The organism is Bifidobacterium sp. FKU (assembly GCF_026016385.1).
Classification (GTDB): Bacteria; Actinomycetota; Actinomycetes; order Actinomycetales; family Bifidobacteriaceae; genus Bifidobacterium; species Bifidobacterium infantis.
Genome location: NZ_CP092888.1, coordinates 1,453,653 through 1,473,322, shown reverse-complemented (window position 1 = coordinate 1,473,322; position 19,670 = coordinate 1,453,653). Strand labels below are relative to the sequence as shown.

The following is a 19,670-nucleotide window of genomic DNA, read 5'->3' as shown; positions in this document are numbered from 1 at the left end:
GCAGCTCCGTGCGGTATGTGCCGTATGAACCACTGCCGTATGAACCACCGGTTGACTTCTCGGACTCACCGGCAAATAGTGAGACCGTGGGCGCGCAGTACGTCTATGGCTGGCATGTAATCGAGCGATGTTGCGGTGGGATTGAGCATCAGTTCGCGGATGGCGGCGGATGCTGAGGACTCGCTTGTCTTCGAGGATTCTGCGGCCGGGAAGAGAGCGTCGGCGATTAGGGAGATGATACGGGAACGTGCATCGCCGGCATTGGCATTGTTGCTGCTGTTGCCGGCGTCGGTAGTGGCGGAGTTGCCAATAGTAGCGGAGCTGTTTTGTAGAGTCGTATCCAACGCTGTGACAAGCGGCTCCAGGTTGTTCTTTGTCGCCTCGGCAATGTCATCGAGCTGATCGAATAAGGCGAACAGCCATGCACGACTTTGCTCCTCATCGTTGCCGGTCGCAAGCCTTTCATCGGTGACGCGCACGAGTTCGTCAATCGGTACTGCTGGCGTCTTTGCCGGATCGCGATGCTCACGGTTGTCTTCGATATCGCCCATAAGATGCTGGATTTCGCACTCGTCCTGCAATACGGTGGTCTCGGCAAATGCGGTGGCGATGGCGTCCGCATCGATGAACTTGCCACCTTCGGACTGGAAGCGCACGCGCTTGGGCTCACTGTAATAATGCGACATGCCGAATGTGATGTACTGAGGCATCTCATCCTGCAATTGCTTGACCGCTTCGGCCACCTTGCGCATATCTGCCAGATGTTGGTGCAGCACGATGAAAGCGAGCACTGCTTTGGCGTCGGTAAGAGTGAGCGGCTGACCGATGCTGGCTCCATGATGGTGCTCATGATGCGCAAACATGTTCTTCAGCGAATCAAACAATCCCATAATGTCCTCCTTTGAACTGGGGCACAATCGGCTATATCTGCCGTTTACTGTAGTCCTGAATATGTGGGAATGGTCCATGGAACGCCGAAAGCGAATATTGGTTCCGGGCGATGCTCGCAGCAATTGAAAATATCGCAGGACATGACAAAAAGCGGGTGACAAGCGTTATCCTGAAATACATAGGGCAAGGAGGCCGTATGACAGTAGAAGTGGATGACGGTTTCTTTCAATTGTTTGAACGCAGGATTTTTGTGCGTGGAGAAGCTTATTACGATGCCGGCAAGGTTGATCCGCCGGTCATGATTGCTGAGAATCTTTGGCATACCGTGGTTCGCGGGAATGACGACTATCAAGTGGACATTCGTTTGCGCCATGGCAAAGTGATTTCTGCCGCCTGCACATGCCAATATTCCCAACGTGCAACGTACTGCAAGCATGTGGCTGCGGTGCTTATCTTCATGCGTGAGAGCCGACGTCGGGAATTAGATGAATCGCAAGACCAAGTTTCAGAGTTTCCTCATGAAGCATTGAATTGTGTGAGATGGGATACGATGCATGAATTCCCGAAATATCGCGGATTGACAGAGGGAGATTGGCATGCTGTCAAGCGAATATTTGAGGTGTTGTACTGTATCCCCGACCTTGATACTACATATACACATGAGGTAACGGATACCGTTTGGTGACATCCATCTCGTAGGTAAACAGTTCGCTGTGGCCAAGACGCTGAGTCTCAGGGATATTCTCGTCCGCGCCGAGTCCCACTGCAATCACACGCCAACCCCGCACAGCGAGCATCCGCGCAGTCGCCTTGCCGATGCCGCTCGTGCCGCCGGTGACCAATGCCACCGGCCGTCCGTCATCCTTGATTGGTTCCATGTGTACCATTATCGCGTGGTGGTGTCGGAATCACGGCATGGTGATAGCAGCCGCATGGAACAAGCTACTTGCTAGGCGAAGATTGAGCATCGTCATCCGTCTTACGAGCATTCAGATGCCGGTGCTCGTATTCCTCGAAGTCATCACGGACGGCTTCCGCGGGATACTTGCTCTTGGTCTTTGCGAGCTTGCCCATGACGATGTCATCCATATCCACACCAAGCGCATCGGCCATCATGATGCAATACGTGAGCACATCCGCTAGTTCTTCCCTGACATGTCCCTCATCCATGGATGGCGACTGCGGCGTCCACTGGTAGCATTCCAGCAATTCCGACGCCTCGATACTGATGGACTTCGCCAGGTTCTCAGGAGTGTGGTATTGGCCCCAGCCACGCTCCGACACAAAATCACGAATCGACTGAATGGTACTGTCACTGATCATGACTGACATTATAGGACTTGCTGAATGTTGGTCATGTACCAGAGCTCATGATGGACCATAATATGATTATGAACAGTGAGAGCTTGGCGCCGTTTGTCATCAACCTGCCATATGGTCAATACAGTAGGGAAGCTTTTGAAAAGGCTTTTGACGAATCCCTCGAGAAGCAGATGGGGCGCAGTGTTAATGATTCCGATCTGGAACATTTCATGCTGCGATATGTGTTGGCATATCCAACGGTTTATGTCGTGTATTCAGGAAAGACCAATCGCTATTCGATGAAGAACGAATATACGGTGTACGTCGGTGAGACCAACGATATACGGCATCGTACATTCCAGCATCTTGAAAGAGATGCTAAAGAACGCGAGGACTGGAAAGCTGTAGCTGATGCTGTCTCGCGGAATGATGATGCATATCGGCAATATGTTATTTCACATCCCAAATTCAATAAGTCGTTAACCCTGGATGTCGAAAACCGTCTTATGCACTATATGTCCAGTACCGATTCGGTGAAAAGGCTCAACAACCGACGGACCAATGCGCAAGGCGATTATTACACCGCAGACCAGTTTGATCGGATTTTCTCGCAAATCTGGTTGAGATTACACAAGGAAGATTCTGACCTGTTCCCGGCGGAGGAGATCATCCGAGATTCCGCGTTGTTCAAGGCATCGCCTTTTCATAAACTCAGCGATAGCCAGCTCGAAGCCGAAGAATCTATTTTGGTGCAACTTGCCGCCTTGGTTGCCGATAGCCGGCAACAGAAGAAAGCCGATGAGCAATCTTCAGACCGCCATCCGAAATTAATCTTTGTTCAAGGTGCTGCAGGGACAGGCAAAACGGTCCTGTTAAGCCACCTGTTCTACAGAATCGCGGCTGAAATCGGCATCCAAGGCGACACCTATTCCGAAGACGAAGATTATCCTGAGCTGTCACAAACGGCGAACGGCCGGCTTTCCTCATACATTCTTGTCAATCATAAGGAACAGGTGCACGTATATAATCAGATTGCCACGAAACTGGGTTTGCAGAAGAAATCTGATGAAGTGGTCATGCTGCCCAGTCAGTTCATCAATCGATTCAGCCTACGCAACGAGCATGGTCGAGGCATTCCAGACCAACCGCAAGGCCTGGCGGACATCGTGCTCATCGACGAGGCCCATTTGTTGATGACGCAAGGAAATCAGGGATATTCCGGGAAGAACCAGCTGTATGACATTCTGCGCAGAGCCCGGGTGGTGATTGCGGTCTTTGATCACAATCAGATTATGCAGTCCAGCCAGCAGTGGGACCCAGCGATGCTGGAAAAACTTCAGCTGGACTCTGATTCGACTCAGATCGCATGCGCGACCGGGAAAATCGGCGCATTCAAAGCGGTTGATTTGGGCGCCGAATATCATCTGCCGTCCATTTCCGTGGACATTGCGCATGTCCATTTGAAAAAGCAATTCCGTATTGCCGCGAGTAAGTCGATGATTCAGTGGATTGACCGATTCGCTTCGGGGAAAGGTATCGGCCCTATGCCCGTTGATACGGGCGAGTATGCCGCAGATGGTGAAGTGATTCGAGAACCTTATGACGTTAAGGTGTTCGACTCGCCGGTTGATTTGTTTAATGCCATTCACGCGAAAGCCCAGCTGAAGCCCGATGGTTGGGATGGGGCTGGACTGTCCCGTTTGTTGGCCACCTATGACTGGAAGTATTCGGCGAAATCTGAGAATCAGAATGATCCGCATGGCTTTTGGAATGTGGAACTGCATCGCGATACTTCCGGCGTATGGCGTATGGGACTTGCGGATGACCATGGATTCGATCATTCCGCAATAAGTTCTGACCAATTCTGCAAGCCTTGGAACTATCAGCTCGAAGATTCCGCTCCGAAAAGCAGGAAAGGCATCGACAAAGAACTGTCTTGGGCGGAGAAGCCGTACACCATAGATGAGATTGGCTCCATCTTCACCATCCAAGGGTTTGATTTGAACTATGCCGGTGTGATCATTGGACCCTCGGTGACGTATCGTAACGGGGGAATCGTGTTCGATGCAAAGGCCAGCCAAAACTATCTGGCAACCAATAAGCGCAAAGATTTAGGAGATTTTGCCGAAGAAAATTTGAAGCATGAGTTAAATGTCCTGCTCAAGCGCGGCGTCCACGGTCTGTACCTTTTCGCGGTGGACGAAGGCCTGCAGCAGCGTTTGAAGGAGTGCTGCATCCATTAAGGTATGTGACGGATATTGTGCTGAAAATGCACGCGAAGCGCACGCAGATGATGTTGAATGCGCTGAAAATGCACTCAACATGCCGGGTGTCGTCGTTCGCTATGCCAAAGGCAAGGGATTCCTCATGGACGAGCATTTGGCCAAGGTCTGGGTTTGCAGCCAGCTGACCAATATCATCAGGAATCTCAGCGAAGAACAGGCTGGCATTTCTCTGCATAGGCAATGGATATGTGCCGAATGCCGTACCGCGTTGCCAATGTCGTCACTACAACGCAAACGCCAGCTCCTCCCGCAACGCAGTACGATTCGGATAACGCTCGACAATCTCGTGTGCCAGCACACGGGTCTCCTCATCGCCGAACACTGCGGCGAAACGACGCAGCTGTTTGGCGATCTGCTGGTATGTGGCGCGGCGTGCCGTCAATGTATTGTCGACGCCACGTTCCACCGTAAACCGGAACGCGGGCGTGCCCATGGTGCCGTATGGCATCGCGTCGAGGATTATCGATTTTGCCGATTCGGGGTGTTCGATGGCGATGGTGCGCAGCAATGGCAGCGGCGGGTAATCGACGGTGACATAATAGGTCAGGGCCGCGTCCGAAAGCCGCTCATCCACGATGAGCTTCTCATAAGCGGGATTGCGCCAACTGCTGTGACGTTGTGTACCGCCTTTGGTGGTTATTTCCGGCTGGTACTTGATACGGTCGATGATGTTCCGGGCGCAATCTCTGGCCAGCCCATCAGCCACGTCATGCCATTCTTCTGCGCTAAGACCGCCGTAGATGCGTAACAGATTGCGTAGTTTACTCACGTAATGGGTATCGGATCTGTCGTTGCAGGAAAGAATGTAGTACCGATACACGTTGGCGAGCAGGCCAACGTCATTGAGTCCCTCGGCGCAGCATTCCATGATGGTATGCCATCCATGGGGCAGCAGGTCCGGCAGCAGACCGTTATGCCGGGCATCGATATCGACATCTTCCATATCCCGGCTCGACAGAAGGAAACCTTGTGCGAGCATGTATGCGGAACGCAAGCGCCCTTCATGAATCATGTTCGCAGCGTTCATCAGCGTGAGGGCCATTGACTCCGGGTAGTCTTTCAGAAGCTGCTCGCGTCCAGCGCCATCGTTGGATAGAGCGTATAGGTCGTAGGCGCTCATGAGTGTGAACAACTGCAATACGTGTAACGATTCATCCGAAATGAAGTCGGTTTCGTCGTCTACTTCGCTCGTATCCTCGTTATCCTCATCCTCGTCGTCCTCGTCGCTTTCTTCGCTCTCTTCGTTGAACGAGTATTCCAGATTACGCGTTATCGCGTTCTCGATCACGTCATAGGCCCATATGCGTTTGTCGTCATATTGGGCGAAAGCGAGCGCGCTGGAAATCAGCAACATACTGTTCAATGGTTCGCATTGCCGCATGTCTTTGTCGTTCGCGGCCTGCGCAATGGTGTTCAATGCCTTGCCGGCGGTAGAGGAGTCGGCGAATTCCGCCACATTCTCCATATAGCATCGCACGCGCATCGCCAGATCATCCATAAGCGTGAGCAAAGGTTCGGAGCCATCATCGTTCTCGGACGAGAGCAGAAGCGCGTGGACTTCGTGTATGCACAGTCGCAGGTTGCCGCATGCGCTCGCGTAATCACTGGATTGCAGGGCATTGCCCGCGATAGCCTGCACGGTTTTGATGAATTCTGTGTAGTCACATGATTTGTTGTACGCATCGCTGTGCTTACTGATATGAATAATGAAACGTTCATGGCATCGGCGGATTGTGTCGGAGAGCATGGTTTGTGCGTCGATCAGCGGGATTAGCGGTCGTTCTTCGTCTGGCTGGGCGCAGAATGTCTTTGCGGCTTCGCGCAGTTGGGTGGACCACAGGAACAGCAGATGGCCTTTGCCCTGCTCTGCGCGCGCGTCGAGGTGTTGCTGGATGGGATCCAGCACGGTGCGGGGGAGTGCGATGACACCATCGTGAGCGTTGGCGGTGTCATCATTGTGGTGATTGCCGTGCGCGCCAATGAGCTGTTTGCGCAGTTCGTAAAGCACGGCACCTATATGCTTGCAATATGGTGTTCTCTGATACGGGCAGGTGCACGCGGCGGATTGTATGCGAATCGAATTGTCGTCGGTTGTGGATTCGTGGTCGGTGTTACTGCTGGTAGTGGCTTGGTCATCAGTGTTTGCTTCATTGGCGTTCTCGCCGTGAGCGTCTTTGCTGAGGCGGATGTCAACGTCATAACAGTCATCGGCACTGCCGGACACCTGCGCGTGATACAGCTGCGGCGCAATCTCCTGCACCGAACTCACGCGGCCCGATTCCCAGTAATCGGTGGCGCGTTCGAGAATCAGCGGCGTGCCTTCGAACATGACTTCGAATTGAGCCAACGCTGGCTTTTGCGGAACAACCATACTGCTGATTGTAGCGGGTGGAGTGTTACTCGCCGCTTGGCGGTGCATACTGGTCTGATGTAGTCTTGTTTCCACTGGGTAATCGCATTCGGGGAAGAGGCGTCAATGGCTGTACTGACAGATGCTGAAGCTCGTCGTATGCTGGAACTGCTGAAGGAAGCTTTGTCTCCGAAGTCCATCACCCTGAATAAAGGCGAGAAGCAATTCCAATTGCATCAGATAAGTTTGTAGTCAAATAAATCGTGGTGTTTACGACGAGAAGAAAGTATGACGAGTTCTGATTTTGACTCATTAATTCGAAGTTACGGAAAATGGCTGTCTGATAACACGACTTATACGCAACTGGATGAGTGGTATGAAGTTAATGTTCCACTTCTGGATGAAGACAACGACTATACGCAGTTCTATGTGAAGCCCGGGAAGAACAGCGTGACGTTCTCTGATGGCTGTGCCACATTACGCCGTTTGGAGTCGCATGGGATGACTGTGACGGAATCGCGTTTGGCAGTGCTCAAAGATATTCTGAATCAGTTTGGTATTGAACGTAACGGCGACGAGCTTACTCTGACGAGCGATACTGCTGATTTTGCTGATGCCAAGAATCGGTTCCTGCAAGCTATCATCAAAGTTGGTGATATGTCTATGCTGGCCAATCCCATGTGCAGACGTATTTTGCAGATGACATTCGTATGTTCTTTAATGCGAACAACATACGGTATGTGGAAGGCGCTCAGTTCCGTGGCAAGTCTGGTTTGCTGTGCCAGTATGACTTTGTGTTGCCGTTCACGAGTAAACAGACGGAACGATTCTGCACATCTATTACGCGGCCTTCCCAGCGACTCATTCCCAGTACCTTATTTTCATGGGAGGATACGCAGGCGGCACGAAAGACACCAAGTGAACTGGTTGTTTTCCTCAATGATTCGGATCGGCGCATTGACAATCAGCTAATAACCGCTTTGGAAAAGTACAATGCGTATCCCATTAAGTGGAGTGAGCGGGAATTTAAGGAGAACTTGTACAAGCTTGCTTCGTGAGTGGTGTTTGTGGCTTTGGTCGGGAGCGAGGTTTCTGCTGTTTGCCGTGTCGACCTCCCCTCAGTCGCCTACGGCGACAGCTCCCCTCGGGGAGGGGAGTTAAGGAAGCGCTTAACGTGCGTGGGGCTTCAGCCGCTCCCAATACGCCCGAATCGCGCCGAACGAATACACCGCGATCGCGACCCAAATCACCATGAACGCCGCATAGCCCTGCGCGCGCATCGGTTCGTGCAGCAGGAGCACGGCCACACAGAACTGGGTCAGCGGGGTGAGATATTGGATGAAACTCACGGTCAAGTAATGGCTGTGCTGCACGCCGTAGGAGAACGTGGCCAGCGGAATCGCGGTGGGCAGGCCGGAGAACGCCACCAACAGCGCGACCATGGCCGCCAACGTGGCGACCAAACGATACGCGAGCACGCTGATGGCATTCATACTGGACAGCGTGCGCCAGTACAGCGGCAGCACGCCCCAGCCGATATTGGACACGAGCGGCGCGGCTATCCCCATTCGCGTCTGCTCGACGGTACGAACCGAAGTCACGTCTCACCACCATAGCGACTGATCACATGAGTGTCCCGCACCTGGTCACATGGCATATTGGACTTGCTGATGATGAACAGTACCGGTTATTGTTAGAGTCTTTTCCACAGGACACGGAGATTGAACAGATGATTCGGCCTTTTCTGAGGGCGCGAATCAGATTCGTAACGCAGTGGTTTGCCCCAGACTCTGTTACGGTGATAATAACTTCATCGTTGATAAGGGAGTCTTCATGGCAGGCAATGGCAACACGGCATTTCGTTTCCGAGTCACTTTGCGCCTTGACGGGCGTGAATGCTGGCGGGAGATTCTGGTGCCGGCATCATTGACGTTCTTCGATTTGCATGCGGTATTGCAGGAATGCTTTATGTGGTACGGCGAGCATCTGTTCTGCTTCTGCGCCACATTTCCGGATGGGAAGCAGGTGCAAGTGGAAGAATTGTGGGGAGAAGAGCCCTCATACCATGAGGCGAAATACGAACAATATATGCCGGTGGAGCCGTTGCCGGAAGTTCGCATTGCTTCGGAAACCGAGCTGGGCGACGTGTTTCCCAAGGCGCGTACCGCTCGCTATTACTACGATTATGGTGACGATTGGATCCATGACATCAAGCTGCTGCGTACCTACCGCAGCGTGCACGTTGCGGATCCTCAGCTTTGGGATGGGGCGGGGGATGCGCCTCCGGAGGATGTCGGCGGGGTGTATGGGTTCGAGCGGTTCCTTGATACCTTGGGCAATCCCGAAGATGAAGAACATGATGGCATGGTTGAGTGGGCCGAGGACCAGATGTGGGATCGTTTCACGCTGAACCGCCATCGTGAGCGTCTGTTCCGTTGGCACAAGCACCGTGACATGATGTTGCAGTAGATGGCGTGGCTACAATATGAGCAGCTGTCAGCGGAATAGCCGTTTGTGGCTTGCGGGCTAGGGGCTGAAAATGCTATAAATATATTGCTTTACTCGGAAACGAGAAAGGCTCCAAGTCGCCGGGGGGCTCCCCCGGCATTTTTTGTCAACGGGGACGGGGGTGCGATGCCGTCTGTATTGAGCATCTTCGCTGATGAGAGCGGTGAGTGGGGTAAACGATCGGAATATTATTTAATTACTCTTGTTTTTCATGACCAGTCTAAGGATATTAGTCTTGCCTTAGAGCGGTACCGCCAGTCGTTGGCTGACTATGGACTTCCTGATGTCCCTTTCCATGCTGGGCCGCTGCTTACCGGGCATGATGCTTACGAAGGGATGAGCCTATCGGAGCGTAAGAGGCTTCTGGGTTTATTCGTTATCATGACTCGGCGGCTGCCGATTACATATCGGACGTTTGTGCATCGTAAAAGTGATTTTGACGATAACCGCCAACGTTTTGAAGCGCAACTCAAACGCGATATTGTTAATCTACTTTTGGCGCATCTTTCGGATTTCCATTCTTATGGCACTGTCAAGGTGTATTACGACGGTGGCCAACAGATAGTTACTGATGCCCTGCGAGGCGGGATTGAGTATGCACTCTCCATAGATGCCATTGTCTATCGTGACGCTTCTCCACGCGACTACCGGCTTGAACAAGTTGCGGATTTTCTATGCACCCTTGAATTGACCTGTGAGAAATTCCGGAATGGGGAACAAACTGAAACGGACAACAAGTTTTTTGGTGATTGGAAATCCTTCAGAGTCAATTATCTTAAGCCGATCCGCAGGAAAAGATTGGAATCATAAATTTGGCAGTGCCCAGATATATTCGGGACACAATTGAATAACACGAAATAGCAAACAAAATCCCCGGACCTACACAATCATCGCCACGACAATCTCAGAAAACACCGTTACGGCAATCAGTGGTGCGGTGCCGACGATGAAGGCGGGCATGGGTGGCAGATGGCAGTAGGCGAGGTAGCAGGCCATGTCGGCGATAAGCAAAATCAGCAGGATGATGGCCAAAACGATGGCGGCGGTTGCCCCGAGAGCTCCGGAACTGTGCAACATAGTCAGCGCACATAGTTCCAGCGTGATCCACATGACGATGAGCAACAGTTCCGTGGTAGTCGGCCGTTGCAACAGTCGCGAAGTAAGCACGGCCAGAATGGTATAGGCGGCAACGCCACCGACCGCGAACCGCTGAATCTGCTGATTTCGCCGGCCCTATTAAGTCCCTCAACTCCATCAATCGCCGTCTGACCCATCACATCACGCTTCATACACATTGCCGATTGACAGTCCTAGAACACAGTCTAGAACTGTCATGGTATGTTCGCGCAGATAGGGGCTCCAACAAAATTGGCTAAAAGAGAACTCGGCAACCTATAAAAAGGACGCGCCCGTGTGCCCTTACCGTTCAGCTCCGCTCACGAATGAAATCGAAAATCACGTCGAAGACCTGTTGGCTCCAGAAATCGTACTCGTGTTCGGCGCCGTCGACTAGCACCAGCTGCGCGTCCACGCCGTGCTCGGCCAGCCGGTCGCGCATCTTGACGGATTGATGGTAGGGGACCACGGTGTCGGCGGTGCCGTGCAACAGGAGCATCGGTGGATACTGCTGGTCATCCCGCACCTGCAGGTAGGGGCTCATGTCAGCCGCGCGCTGACGGACCTCGGCATTGATGCCGGTCTCATGGGTCGCACCCACCACGGCCGCGAACGGGCCGAAATAGTACAGCCGGAATGGATTGGTCTCATCGTCGAATGCGTCGACAGCTTCAAGCATGTCGGTGGGCGGGAAGCAGCTGACCACGTACTTCACCGCATCGCTCTCATCGGCATTGGTGCCGTCCTCATACCGCGGATCGTCGGCGGTCAACCCCACCAGCAGCGACGTGTTGCCGCCGGACGACGTGCCCCAGATACCGAGACGGTCGGGGTCCACGTGCCATTGACGTGCGTTTGCCCTGAGATAGCGGATGGCTGCTTTTACGTCCTCGAGATATGCGGGGAACACGTCGTGGGGATCGCTCGAGGCATCGCGATGATTCACCGTAGCCACCACAAAGCCTTCGCGGGCCAAAGCCGAGAGTTGCGGGATCTCGTAGTCGCGATGCGGCGTGGTCCAGGCGCTGCCTTGCACGAATACCACGGTGGGGTAGCGGCGGTCATCGTCATCGCCGGTGGATTGTGGCGAGATGATATCCATCACCAGGTTATCGGCCCCGGTCTTGTATGCCACGTTGCGGGTCAGCGTGGCCAATCCGGCAAGCGTGGGATTGTGCGGGATATGGATGACATTGTTTGCGCCGGCGTTGGCATCACTGACTTTGGCTGAATCGGTAGTATTCATGGAATCCCCCTAGCTCTGTTGCTATAGAGGTCATCATACAAGAAATGGGCATGATTACGGCACAACGATGTCTCGGTCACAGCGAAGACATGAAGACGCGAAGACGCGCCCGGCAGCGCGCGCTGCCTGCCTGCCTGCGAGTTGCCTTCAAGTGCACTTCAAGCGATAAGGTGACATAAGCAGCGGCATTGGAGATTGCTGCCCGGCAACGAAGCGGACAGTGCTCGTTCGCCGATTCACGATAACAGAAATGTGACACTATGAAGACTCAGGAAATCGGACAATCCGGCATGATTGCGTCACGAGTGGCGCTGGGCGTGATGCGCATGGACGCGTTGGATGCCGCCGATGCGGCACGTACCGTGGCCGTGGCCCATGATTCCGGCATCGACTATTTCGACACGGCGGAATGCATACATAGATGCTCGACGCTGAAATCCAATTCAATATGGCGAGCGATCCCGCAGCCGATCGCACCGGTGGCATCCTGCCTTATTCACGGCTGAAGCATATGACCATTCAGGCATGGTGCCCATTCCAATCCGGCACGGAATACGGTCCGTTCGTCGGCAACGAGCATTTCCCCGAGCTGAACGCCGAATTGACCCGTCTTGCCGGCAATCCGTTGGTGTGAGCGAGAGATGACGAGACCAATGCCGTTGAGGCGCGTGTTCAGCGTGCATACATCTCAACGGCGGTCAATGCATTGTGTCAATGCCAACATTCAGTGCCTCCGGGCGTGCACCATCTGGCGAAAGCTGATGTGTATGTCCATACAGCAGTCTGCGACCGTCAAACGGCAACGCCTTGCCGCTGAACTTCGCCACATCATCGGGCCAACTGTATGCCAGATCCTCCCGATACGGGTAATGTGAAAAATTGACTGTACCGAGTCCCTCAATCTCAACCGTATCGTGCGGCTCCAAGCTTTTGAACAGGTTGAGTGCGGGGCGGTCTTCCAGCCACCAGTCATCATGGTTGCCGATCACACCATGCAGATGCTTGCAATTGAGCGCTCGCAGGCAGTTCTTCAGATGGGTCAGCGATGTGCGGAAACCGATATCACCCAGAATCCACAGCTCATCATCCGGGCCGACCAAAGTGTTGATATGATCCACAATCGCCTTGTCATGCGCATCCGTATCGGCGACCTGACGAAACGTCAGACCCGCGCCGAACGTCTCCTCCTTGGCCCAATCCTCGGCGGTCTTGCGATCATGCGCGCGCAGCACCTCCTCATAGCGCGAGTGCGTCGGGTCGAACGTCGTGAACCCTCGCAACACCGTGACCAGTGGATGCCCGAAATGCGTGTCGGTCGTGAAATACCTCATGGCAGTCGCCTCCCCTTTTCGGCGTGCAGCAATCATTTCCCATCCTAGGCGCAGCCGGCACCTGTCGGTTCGTGTTGCCATAATGAGGCACATTGCAGGGGAACCCGTGAACGCAAGCTGCCGGCCATCGTGGCGGCGAACGGGTTGAGAAAGGCGCTGTGCCTGACCCTTGGAACCTGTTGGCCAACACCATCGAAGGGGGCAAACGATGTCTTTTGACGCCGTCGCATTCGGCCCGATCACCCTGAACCACCTGCCGCCGTTCGCCCAGCGCCTGCGATATACAGTACACGTGGAAACCCGAATGGGACGTGTGAGGCGCACGATGGATGAGCGGTGGGCGCGTGCTTTGCGCGCCAGGGGTATTGATATTGACGAGGCTGAAGGTGCTGGTGGGAAACAGGCACATGACGGCAAACGGCATACCAACATCACGGGTACTGGTCGACGCTCCGAGTCCCAGCCGGCTGTCGGGCTCCGCGGTCGATCCAATACCAGCACGAATCTGCCGGGGCCGAAGGTGACGGCACGCGCCACGCCATTCAAGGCCACCGGTCATAAGGGCGGCATCAGCCGGCAGGGGAATTGAGCTGATCGCAGAACCATCGCGCGATGAATGGGCATGGCCAACGCCATTCCGCCATTGTTGAGCCGCTTCTACTTGGACCGGTACCTCTTTGAACGGAGATATTCCATATTGAAGCTATTCCGGCATCATACGGCACGTAGGAAATGCCGGATATCGGCGATTTCCTCATCACAGATGGCATGGGCCATGCCGGAATACTCGCGATAGGTCAGATGCCCGGCCCGTTCAAGGACCTGATGGGCCGTTTGCTGGTCGGGCAGCGGAATCGTGCGGTCCTGCGCGCCATACGCCAGGAAGAATCGGGTAGTGGAGTCAAGCGCCGCCTGTTCCTCGCCCATGAACGAAGGACTGAGCAGGATCGCGGCATTGAACAACGTCGGATGCACCTTGACCAGGCGATACGACAGATAACCGCCTTGGGAGAAACCGATCAATATCTTCCTGCGATGGGCGAATGCCGAGGCATCCAGCAGTGAAGCCACCGCATCCCCGACCGCCGCGCATTCGCGTTGGCGCTCGTCCACGCCGCAGCCGTCGGGATACCAGTAATTGCCGCCCATATAGGGCCTTGCGTAGGTGGCACGGAACGAGATATAGCTGGGTACGGCGGCAATTGCGGACGGGGCCGCATCGGCTCGCATCGGCGCATATACGGCGTCGAGAATCCGCACCATCTCGCTTTCGTCGTTGCCGTAACCGTGGAACATCAGGAAAATGGGGTCATTGCCGCCGGCATCGATCTGGCTTGTCATCTGCATTTGCATCGTCATCACCTCACCAACGAGCTTACATGCATTAGACTTGTAGCGATTGACCCACCGAGCACGCAAGGAGCAAGTTATGGAGCCGAGGCGCGGGCCTCTCACCGCAGGCGAGAAGGTGCAGTTCACCGACCGCAAGGGCAAGAAGATCACCGATCAGCTTGTGGCTGGCGGCTCCACGCAGACCGAGCATGGCCTGATTCTGCATGACGATGTGATCGGCAAGACCGAAGGCACCGTCATCCTCACCGTGCACGCCAAGCGTGAGGCACAGGTCAATCAGGTTTATCCCGAGAAAGACAAGAACAAGCCGTGGAAATCGTCGCGCGCCATCGGCGGCTGGGAGTATGCGGTGATGCGCCCGCGACTGGCCGATTATGTGCTTTCGATGCCGCGCGGCGCGCAGATCATGTATCCGAAGGACATCGCCCAGGTCATTCAGCTCGGCGACATCCGCTCCGGCATGCGCGTGCTTGAGTCCGGTGCCGGCTCGGGCGCGATGAGCGTGAATCTGCTGGACGCCGTGGGCGAGCGCGGCCATCTGACCACGATCGAGCTGCGCCCCGAATTCGCCAAAGTGGCTCAGGCCAACGCCACGCTGTATTACGGTGAAGCCCCCAGCTGGTGGGATCTCAAAACCGGCGACTTCGACTCCGTGGCCGCCGAACTGCCCGAACACTGGTTCGACCGCATCATGCTCGACATGCTCGACCCGTGGAACAGGCTCGACCAGGCATACCGCGTGATTGCCCCCGGCGGCGTGTTGGTCAGTTACGTAACTACCACCACGCAGATGAGCCGACTGGCCGAAGCCCTGCGCGCGGCCGGCTGCTGGACCGAGCCGCAGATCCAGGAATCGTTCGAACGCACATGGAAGGCCCAAGGCCTCGCCGTACGCCCCGACCACCAGATGATCGGCCATACCGGTTTCCTTGTTATCTCGCGCGCCATGGCCTCCGGGTTCGAGGCGCTCAGAAAGCGCGATCGCGTGACCAAGGACACACAGACCGACATCGACTCGCTCACCGACGAACAGCGTGAGGCGCAGATCGAGGAACTGGAACTGCGCGACATCTCCGACCACAAACTACGTAAGGTGTTGCGTGACCTCGACCGTCAGGTGGGAGAACTTGGCAACACGCACGAATAACCGCCAAACGATGAGTTTGTGAACGCTCACACACCTCTATACTGGAAGCAACACCACACCGACACACCGGGCAGGCGGTTCGTGAAGGGAGCCACGGATGGGCATCAAGCTGAGCAAAGTCGCCAAAGCAGCGAAGAAATACGACCATATCCTCATCATCATGAGGCACGCCAAGGCCGAGCCGTTCGGCGACAAGGGCGACTCGGAACGCGAGCTCACCGACAAAGGTCTGAAACAGGCGAAGGTCGTGGGCAAGGGTATCGAGTCGCTGGGATTGGTGCCCGATCAAATCTCCTGCTCGTCCGTTACCCGCACGCGCCAGACACTGGACCGCATGCTCAAGACCTTTGGCGACAAGCCGATCGTCGACTACCGCATTAGTCTGTATGACGGGGGAGTGCAGGCGGTGTTCGACGAGCTCGCCCACGTCAAGGCCAAGAACCGCGTGTTCATGATCGTGGGTCATGAGCCGACGGTATCGATCAGCGCCCAATGGCTCGCCTCGCCCGACTCCGATGCCGAACGGCTTGATCTGCTCAATCTGGGACTTTCGCCCGCATCCGTCGTGATCATGGGGTTGGACAAACCGTTCGACGAATGGCAGGTTCATAGCGGCGAATTGCTTGCCGTCATCAATGTGAAGGATTTTGACTGAATCGACCCTCCGTGACCGCGTGCGACCTGGGGGCTGCCGGGAGGGGATCGTCAGGGTATAAATTCCGTTGATAGCGACACTCTGCGGCTATTTATAGGGGCCGGAATCCGAATGTTTGCTACCCTGAATCGGGTTACGAACGCACACAATTTGGAGGATTCATGTCCACTCTGACTTCCGTCTCCGGCTTCCCCCGCATCGGGCAGAACCGTGAACTGAAGAAGATCATCGAAGGTTACTGGAAGGGTGCCAACGACCTTGCCGCCGTCAAGGCCACCGCCGCCGAACTGCGCGCCAAGCATTGGAAGCTGCAGCAGGCCGCCGGCATCGATCTCATCGCCAGCAACGACTTCAGCTACTACGATCAGATGCTGGACACCGCCATCCTGCTCAACGTGATTCCGCAGCGTTACCAGCGTCTCGCCTTCGACGATCAGGAGGATACGCTCTTCGCCATGGCGCGCGGCTACCAGGGCGACAAGGGTGATGTAACCGCACTGCCGATGAAGAAGTGGTTCACCACCAACTACCACTATCTGGTGCCCGAGGTCGAACCGTCCGCCGAAATCAAGCTCAATTCCACCAAACCGTTCGATGAATTCAACGAGGCCAAGTCCCTGGGCGTCGAAACCAAGCCCGTGTTCATCGGACCGTACACCTTCCTCAAGCTCGCGCGTACTCCGGAAGCCGCCGAACTGGAGATCGACAAAGGACTGGTCAACGCGGTGGCCGCCGTCTACGCCGAGGTACTCGCCAGGTTCAACGATCTTGGCGCCGCGTGGGTTCAGCTTGACGAGCCGTACCTCGTGCTCGACAAGGAGCCGGGCGATGTCGAGCTCTTCAAGGCCCTCTACACCAAGATCCTGCCCGCCAAGGGCAATGTGAAGGTGCTGCTCAACACCTACTTCGGCCACATCGCCGACGTGTATGAGACCGTCAACCTGTTCGGTTTCGACGGCATCGGGCTGGATCTCAACGAAGGTCGCGAGGAGAACCTCGAAGCCGTCGCCAAGTACGGCGTGGCCGCCGGCACCACCATCTTCGCCGGCGTGATCAACGGCCGCAACATCTGGCGCAACAACTACGCCACCTCCCTCGGCTTGGTCGATGCTCTGAAGCAGGTCACCGCCGATGTGGCCGTCTCCACCGCGTCCTCCCTGCTGCATGTGCCGTTCAGCACCGAAGGGGAGACCGGCATCCCGGCCGAAGACCTCAAGCACTTCGCATTCGCGGTCCAAAAGCTCGGCGAGCTCAAGGAGATCGCGGCCCTGACCGACGCCACCGAGGATGAGAAGAAGTCGTCCGCGGCCCTCGCCGCCAATCAGGCGTTGTTCGACGGCACCCGAGTGGCCGCCGATCCGGCCGTCGCCGAACGCATCGGCAAGCTGTCCGGTGCCGACTACGTGCGTCAGCCGGCCCGCGAAGAGCGCCAGTCCCTGCAGCGCGAGGCCCTCGGGCTGCCGCTGCTGCCGACCACCACCATCGGCTCCTTCCCCCAGACCAAGGAGATTCGCGCCGAGCGCGCCAAGCTGCGCAAGGGCGAAGTAACCAAGGAGGCCTATGACGAGTTCATCGCATCGCAGATCGACGCCGTCATCCGCAAACAGGAGGAGATCGGCCTCGATGTGCTGGTCCATGGCGAATTCGAGCGTAACGACATGGTCGAGTACTTCGGCCAGAATCTCAACGGCTTCCTGTTCACCAAGAACGCCTGGGTCCAGTCCTATGGCACTCGTTGCGTCAAGCCCCCGATCGTGTGGGGCGATGTCTCCCGCGCCAACCCGATCACCGTGGAATGGTCCGCGTATGCCCAGTCCAAGACCGACCATGTGATGAAGGGCATGCTCACCGGACCGGTGACCATCCTCAACTGGTCCTGGCCGCGTGAGGACATCACCCATGAGGAACAGACCAAGCAGCTCGCCCTCGCCATCCGCGACGAAGTCCTCGATCTTGAGGCCGCCGGCATCAAGATCATCCAGATCGATGAGGCCGCCCTGCGCGAGAAGCTGCCGTTGCGCAAGTCCGACTGGCACGCCAAGTACCTCGACTGGGCCATCCCGGCCTTCCGTCTGGTGCATTCCGCCGTCAAGCCGACCACCCAGATCCACACGCACATGTGCTATTCCGAGTTCAACGACATCATCCGCGACATCGATGCGATGGATGCCGACGTGATCTCCTTCGAGGCGTCCCGCGGCGATCTCGTGGTGCTTGACGCCATCCACGACGCGCGGTTCGAGACCGAAGCCGGTCCGGGCGTGTACGACATCCATTCCCCGCGTATCCCCTCCGAGAAGGAGATCGAGGATCGCATCTACGAGATCCTGGACAAGATCGACGTAAAGAAGGTGTGGATCAACCCCGACTGCGGTCTGAAGACCCGAGGTAACGACGAGACCTGGCCGAGCCTTGAACATCTGGTCGCCGCCGCCAAGGCCGTGCGCGCCAAGCTCGACAAGTAGCGGAAATCACCGAGCTCCCTTCCAGATGAGGGAGCTCGGGTTTATGTAAGGAAATCAGCATGCATTCCCCGATGTTCAGCCTTGAGGTCTTTCACCCGAAACGCAACGCTCCCGTGGACACCATCTATGACACCCTTGACGGTCTGGAGGGGCTGAACCCCGACTTCATTTCCGTGACCTACGGCCACGGCACCCATTCGGACCGCACCGCCACCGCGCGCATCGCCCACACGATCAGCAAGGAGTACGGCATTCCCGCAGTCGCGCACCTGACCGCGTTGTACTCCGACAAGGCGAAAATCGACGAGGCCCTCGACATGTTCGAGCAGGCCGGTGTGAGCGCGGTGCTCGCCTTGCGAGGCGACTACATCGATGGCGAACGTTTGGTCGGCGATTTCAACCACGCCAGCGATCTCGTGTCCTACATCAGATCCATGAAACCGGATTTCACGGTGTTCGGCGCATGCTATCCAGAAGGCCATTACCAGTCCGGATCGTTGGATCAGGACATCGAGAACCTGAAGATCAAGGTCGATGCCGGCGTCACCCGTCTGATCTCGCAATTGTTCTATGACAACGAGGATTTCTACCGCTTCCTGGACAAGGCTCGCGCCGCCGGCATCACCGTGCCGATCGAAGCGGGCATCATGCCGGTGCGCGGCGCCAAGTCGGTGCGGCGCATGGCCGAACGCAACGCCTCGCGCATTCCCGACAAACTCGATGCACTGCTGAACAGGTGGGAGGATGACATTCAATCGCTGCGTACCGCCGGCATCCTCTACGCTTCCGAGCAGATCGCCGACCTCGTGGCCCACGGCGTGGACGGCGTCCACCTGTATTCGATGAACCACCCCGCCACCACGCGCCGTATCTGGCGCAACGTGGAACCGTTGTTCCTCGGTACGCAAGGTTGACGCATATCGCGGCGCGGCGCGTCTCAATGTGTCGCGCCGCACGTTAACCTGCTGGCGAAACCCAGAGTTCACCCAGCGGCCGATGGGTATCATGAACGTGCGAGCCA

The 19,670-nt window shown here is 55.9% G+C and carries 22 protein-coding genes, 1 pseudogene and 1 riboswitch; of the genes and pseudogenes, 14 read left to right on the top strand and 9 right to left on the bottom strand.

Going from position 1 to position 19,670, the window contains the following annotated elements; all coding sequences use genetic code 11:
• Positions 1-65: 65 nt before the first annotated feature.
• Positions 66-890: a hypothetical protein gene (locus MMB48_RS06730; RefSeq protein ID WP_032743726.1), complete on the bottom strand. Its 825-nt coding sequence runs from the start codon at positions 888-890 to the stop codon at positions 66-68.
• A gap of 197 nt (positions 891-1,087) precedes the next feature.
• Here MMB48_RS06730 and MMB48_RS06725 point away from each other — a divergent pair, with 197 nt between their 5' ends.
• On the top strand, positions 1,088-1,576 hold the full coding sequence (locus MMB48_RS06725) for an SWIM zinc finger family protein (protein WP_032743727.1): 489 nt from the start codon (positions 1,088-1,090) through the stop codon (positions 1,574-1,576).
• Here MMB48_RS06725 and MMB48_RS06720 read toward each other — a convergent pair.
• Entirely contained in the window at positions 1,539-1,769 is a 231-nt protein-coding gene (locus MMB48_RS06720; RefSeq protein ID WP_015713561.1) for an SDR family NAD(P)-dependent oxidoreductase, read from the bottom strand. The two genes, MMB48_RS06725 and MMB48_RS06720, sit on opposite strands and share 38 nt — an antisense overlap.
• A 64-nt stretch (positions 1,770-1,833) precedes the next feature.
• Positions 1,834-2,214: a nucleotide pyrophosphohydrolase gene (locus MMB48_RS06715; protein WP_014484937.1), complete on the bottom strand. Its 381-nt coding sequence runs from the start codon at positions 2,212-2,214 to the stop codon at positions 1,834-1,836.
• Positions 2,215-2,276: 62 nt separating this feature from the next.
• On the opposite strand from MMB48_RS06715, the gene MMB48_RS06710 reads away from it, so the two are divergent.
• The gene (locus tag MMB48_RS06710; protein ID WP_080714695.1) at positions 2,277-4,436 is read left to right on the top strand and encodes a DUF2075 domain-containing protein; all 2,160 of its coding nucleotides are present in this window, start codon (positions 2,277-2,279) and stop codon (positions 4,434-4,436) included.
• Positions 4,437-4,701: 265 nt separating this feature from the next.
• Here the strand turns inward: MMB48_RS06710 and MMB48_RS06705 are convergent, their stop codons facing one another.
• Positions 4,702-6,849: an SWIM zinc finger family protein gene (locus MMB48_RS06705; protein ID WP_032743729.1), complete on the bottom strand. Its 2,148-nt coding sequence runs from the start codon at positions 6,847-6,849 to the stop codon at positions 4,702-4,704.
• A gap of 105 nt (positions 6,850-6,954) precedes the next feature.
• Here MMB48_RS06705 and MMB48_RS06700 point away from each other — a divergent pair, with 105 nt between their 5' ends.
• The 3 genes and pseudogenes from MMB48_RS06700 to MMB48_RS06690 all read left to right on the top strand — a co-directional run bounded on the left by MMB48_RS06700 (position 6,955) and on the right by MMB48_RS06690 (position 7,886).
• Complete coding sequence (locus tag MMB48_RS06700) at positions 6,955-7,080, top strand: hypothetical protein (RefSeq protein ID WP_012471885.1); 126 nt, start codon at positions 6,955-6,957, stop codon at positions 7,078-7,080.
• A 36-nt stretch (positions 7,081-7,116) separates the two neighbouring features.
• Positions 7,117-7,467 (top strand): annotated as a pseudogene (locus MMB48_RS06695) (DUF1828 domain-containing protein); the annotation flags it as partial.
• Between the two features lie 71 nt (positions 7,468-7,538).
• Positions 7,539-7,886, top strand: a complete 348-nt coding sequence (locus MMB48_RS06690) for a DUF1829 domain-containing protein (RefSeq protein ID WP_032743730.1) — start codon at positions 7,539-7,541, stop codon at positions 7,884-7,886.
• Positions 7,887-7,997: 111 nt separating this feature from the next.
• On the opposite strand, the gene MMB48_RS06685 is transcribed toward MMB48_RS06690, so the two are convergent.
• The gene (locus MMB48_RS06685) at positions 7,998-8,429 is read right to left on the bottom strand and encodes a transporter (RefSeq protein ID WP_230581181.1); all 432 of its coding nucleotides are present in this window, start codon (positions 8,427-8,429) and stop codon (positions 7,998-8,000) included.
• 232 nt (positions 8,430-8,661) lie between these two features.
• Here MMB48_RS06685 and MMB48_RS06680 point away from each other — a divergent pair, with 232 nt between their 5' ends.
• Together MMB48_RS06680 and MMB48_RS06675 are read left to right on the top strand one after the other, a co-directional pair.
• A complete protein-coding gene (locus tag MMB48_RS06680) occupies positions 8,662-9,297 on the top strand; it encodes a plasmid pRiA4b ORF-3 family protein (RefSeq protein WP_032743733.1) in 636 nt (211 codons plus the stop codon).
• A 165-nt stretch (positions 9,298-9,462) separates the two neighbouring features.
• Entirely contained in the window at positions 9,463-10,146 is a 684-nt protein-coding gene (locus MMB48_RS06675) for a DUF3800 domain-containing protein (protein ID WP_015438782.1), read from the top strand.
• Between the two features lie 69 nt (positions 10,147-10,215).
• On the opposite strand, the gene MMB48_RS06670 is transcribed toward MMB48_RS06675, so the two are convergent.
• Both MMB48_RS06670 and MMB48_RS06665 read right to left on the bottom strand, forming a co-directional pair.
• A complete protein-coding gene (locus tag MMB48_RS06670; protein WP_032743734.1) occupies positions 10,216-10,458 on the bottom strand; it encodes a hypothetical protein in 243 nt (80 codons plus the stop codon).
• Positions 10,459-10,762: 304 nt separating this feature from the next.
• On the bottom strand, positions 10,763-11,698 hold the full coding sequence (locus tag MMB48_RS06665; RefSeq protein ID WP_032743735.1) for an alpha/beta hydrolase: 936 nt from the start codon (positions 11,696-11,698) through the stop codon (positions 10,763-10,765).
• Positions 11,699-11,958: 260 nt separating this feature from the next.
• Between MMB48_RS06665 and MMB48_RS06660 the strand changes: the two genes are divergently transcribed.
• Both MMB48_RS06660 and MMB48_RS06655 read left to right on the top strand, forming a co-directional pair.
• Complete coding sequence (locus MMB48_RS06660) at positions 11,959-12,204, top strand: hypothetical protein (RefSeq protein ID WP_050496216.1); 246 nt, start codon at positions 11,959-11,961, stop codon at positions 12,202-12,204.
• Between the two features lie 5 nt (positions 12,205-12,209).
• Positions 12,210-12,332 carry a hypothetical protein gene (locus MMB48_RS06655; RefSeq protein ID WP_256755799.1) on the top strand — a complete coding sequence of 41 codons (123 nt, stop codon included), beginning with the start codon at positions 12,210-12,212 and terminating at the stop codon, positions 12,330-12,332.
• 64 nt (positions 12,333-12,396) lie between these two features.
• Here MMB48_RS06655 and MMB48_RS06650 read toward each other — a convergent pair whose 3' ends face one another.
• Complete coding sequence (locus tag MMB48_RS06650; RefSeq protein WP_230581183.1) at positions 12,397-13,029, bottom strand: phosphoesterase; 633 nt, start codon at positions 13,027-13,029, stop codon at positions 12,397-12,399.
• Positions 13,030-13,115: 86 nt separating this feature from the next.
• A riboswitch (TPP riboswitch) is annotated at positions 13,116-13,247 on the top strand.
• On the opposite strand from MMB48_RS06650, the gene MMB48_RS06645 reads away from it, so the two are divergent.
• Complete coding sequence (locus MMB48_RS06645; protein WP_050496217.1) at positions 13,238-13,618, top strand: hypothetical protein; 381 nt, start codon at positions 13,238-13,240, stop codon at positions 13,616-13,618. (Overlaps the previous riboswitch by 10 nt.)
• A gap of 125 nt (positions 13,619-13,743) precedes the next feature.
• On the opposite strand, the gene MMB48_RS06640 is transcribed toward MMB48_RS06645, so the two are convergent.
• Positions 13,744-14,376, bottom strand: coding sequence for an alpha/beta hydrolase (locus MMB48_RS06640; RefSeq protein WP_032743736.1), 633 nt, complete (start codon positions 14,374-14,376; stop codon positions 13,744-13,746).
• An 82-nt stretch (positions 14,377-14,458) separates the two neighbouring features.
• Here MMB48_RS06640 and MMB48_RS06635 point away from each other — a divergent pair, with 82 nt between their 5' ends.
• From MMB48_RS06635 to metF, 4 genes are all read left to right on the top strand, one after another.
• The gene (locus MMB48_RS06635; RefSeq protein ID WP_032743737.1) at positions 14,459-15,529 is read left to right on the top strand and encodes a tRNA (adenine-N1)-methyltransferase; all 1,071 of its coding nucleotides are present in this window, start codon (positions 14,459-14,461) and stop codon (positions 15,527-15,529) included.
• A gap of 97 nt (positions 15,530-15,626) precedes the next feature.
• A complete protein-coding gene (locus MMB48_RS06630) occupies positions 15,627-16,184 on the top strand; it encodes a SixA phosphatase family protein (RefSeq protein WP_032743738.1) in 558 nt (185 codons plus the stop codon).
• 161 nt (positions 16,185-16,345) lie between these two features.
• On the top strand, positions 16,346-18,649 hold the full coding sequence (gene metE, locus MMB48_RS06625; RefSeq protein WP_032743739.1) for a 5-methyltetrahydropteroyltriglutamate--homocysteine S-methyltransferase: 2,304 nt from the start codon (positions 16,346-16,348) through the stop codon (positions 18,647-18,649).
• Between the two features lie 59 nt (positions 18,650-18,708).
• Entirely contained in the window at positions 18,709-19,563 is an 855-nt protein-coding gene (metF, locus tag MMB48_RS06620) for a methylenetetrahydrofolate reductase [NAD(P)H] (RefSeq protein ID WP_032743740.1), read from the top strand.
• The last annotated feature ends 107 nt before the right edge of the window (positions 19,564-19,670 follow it).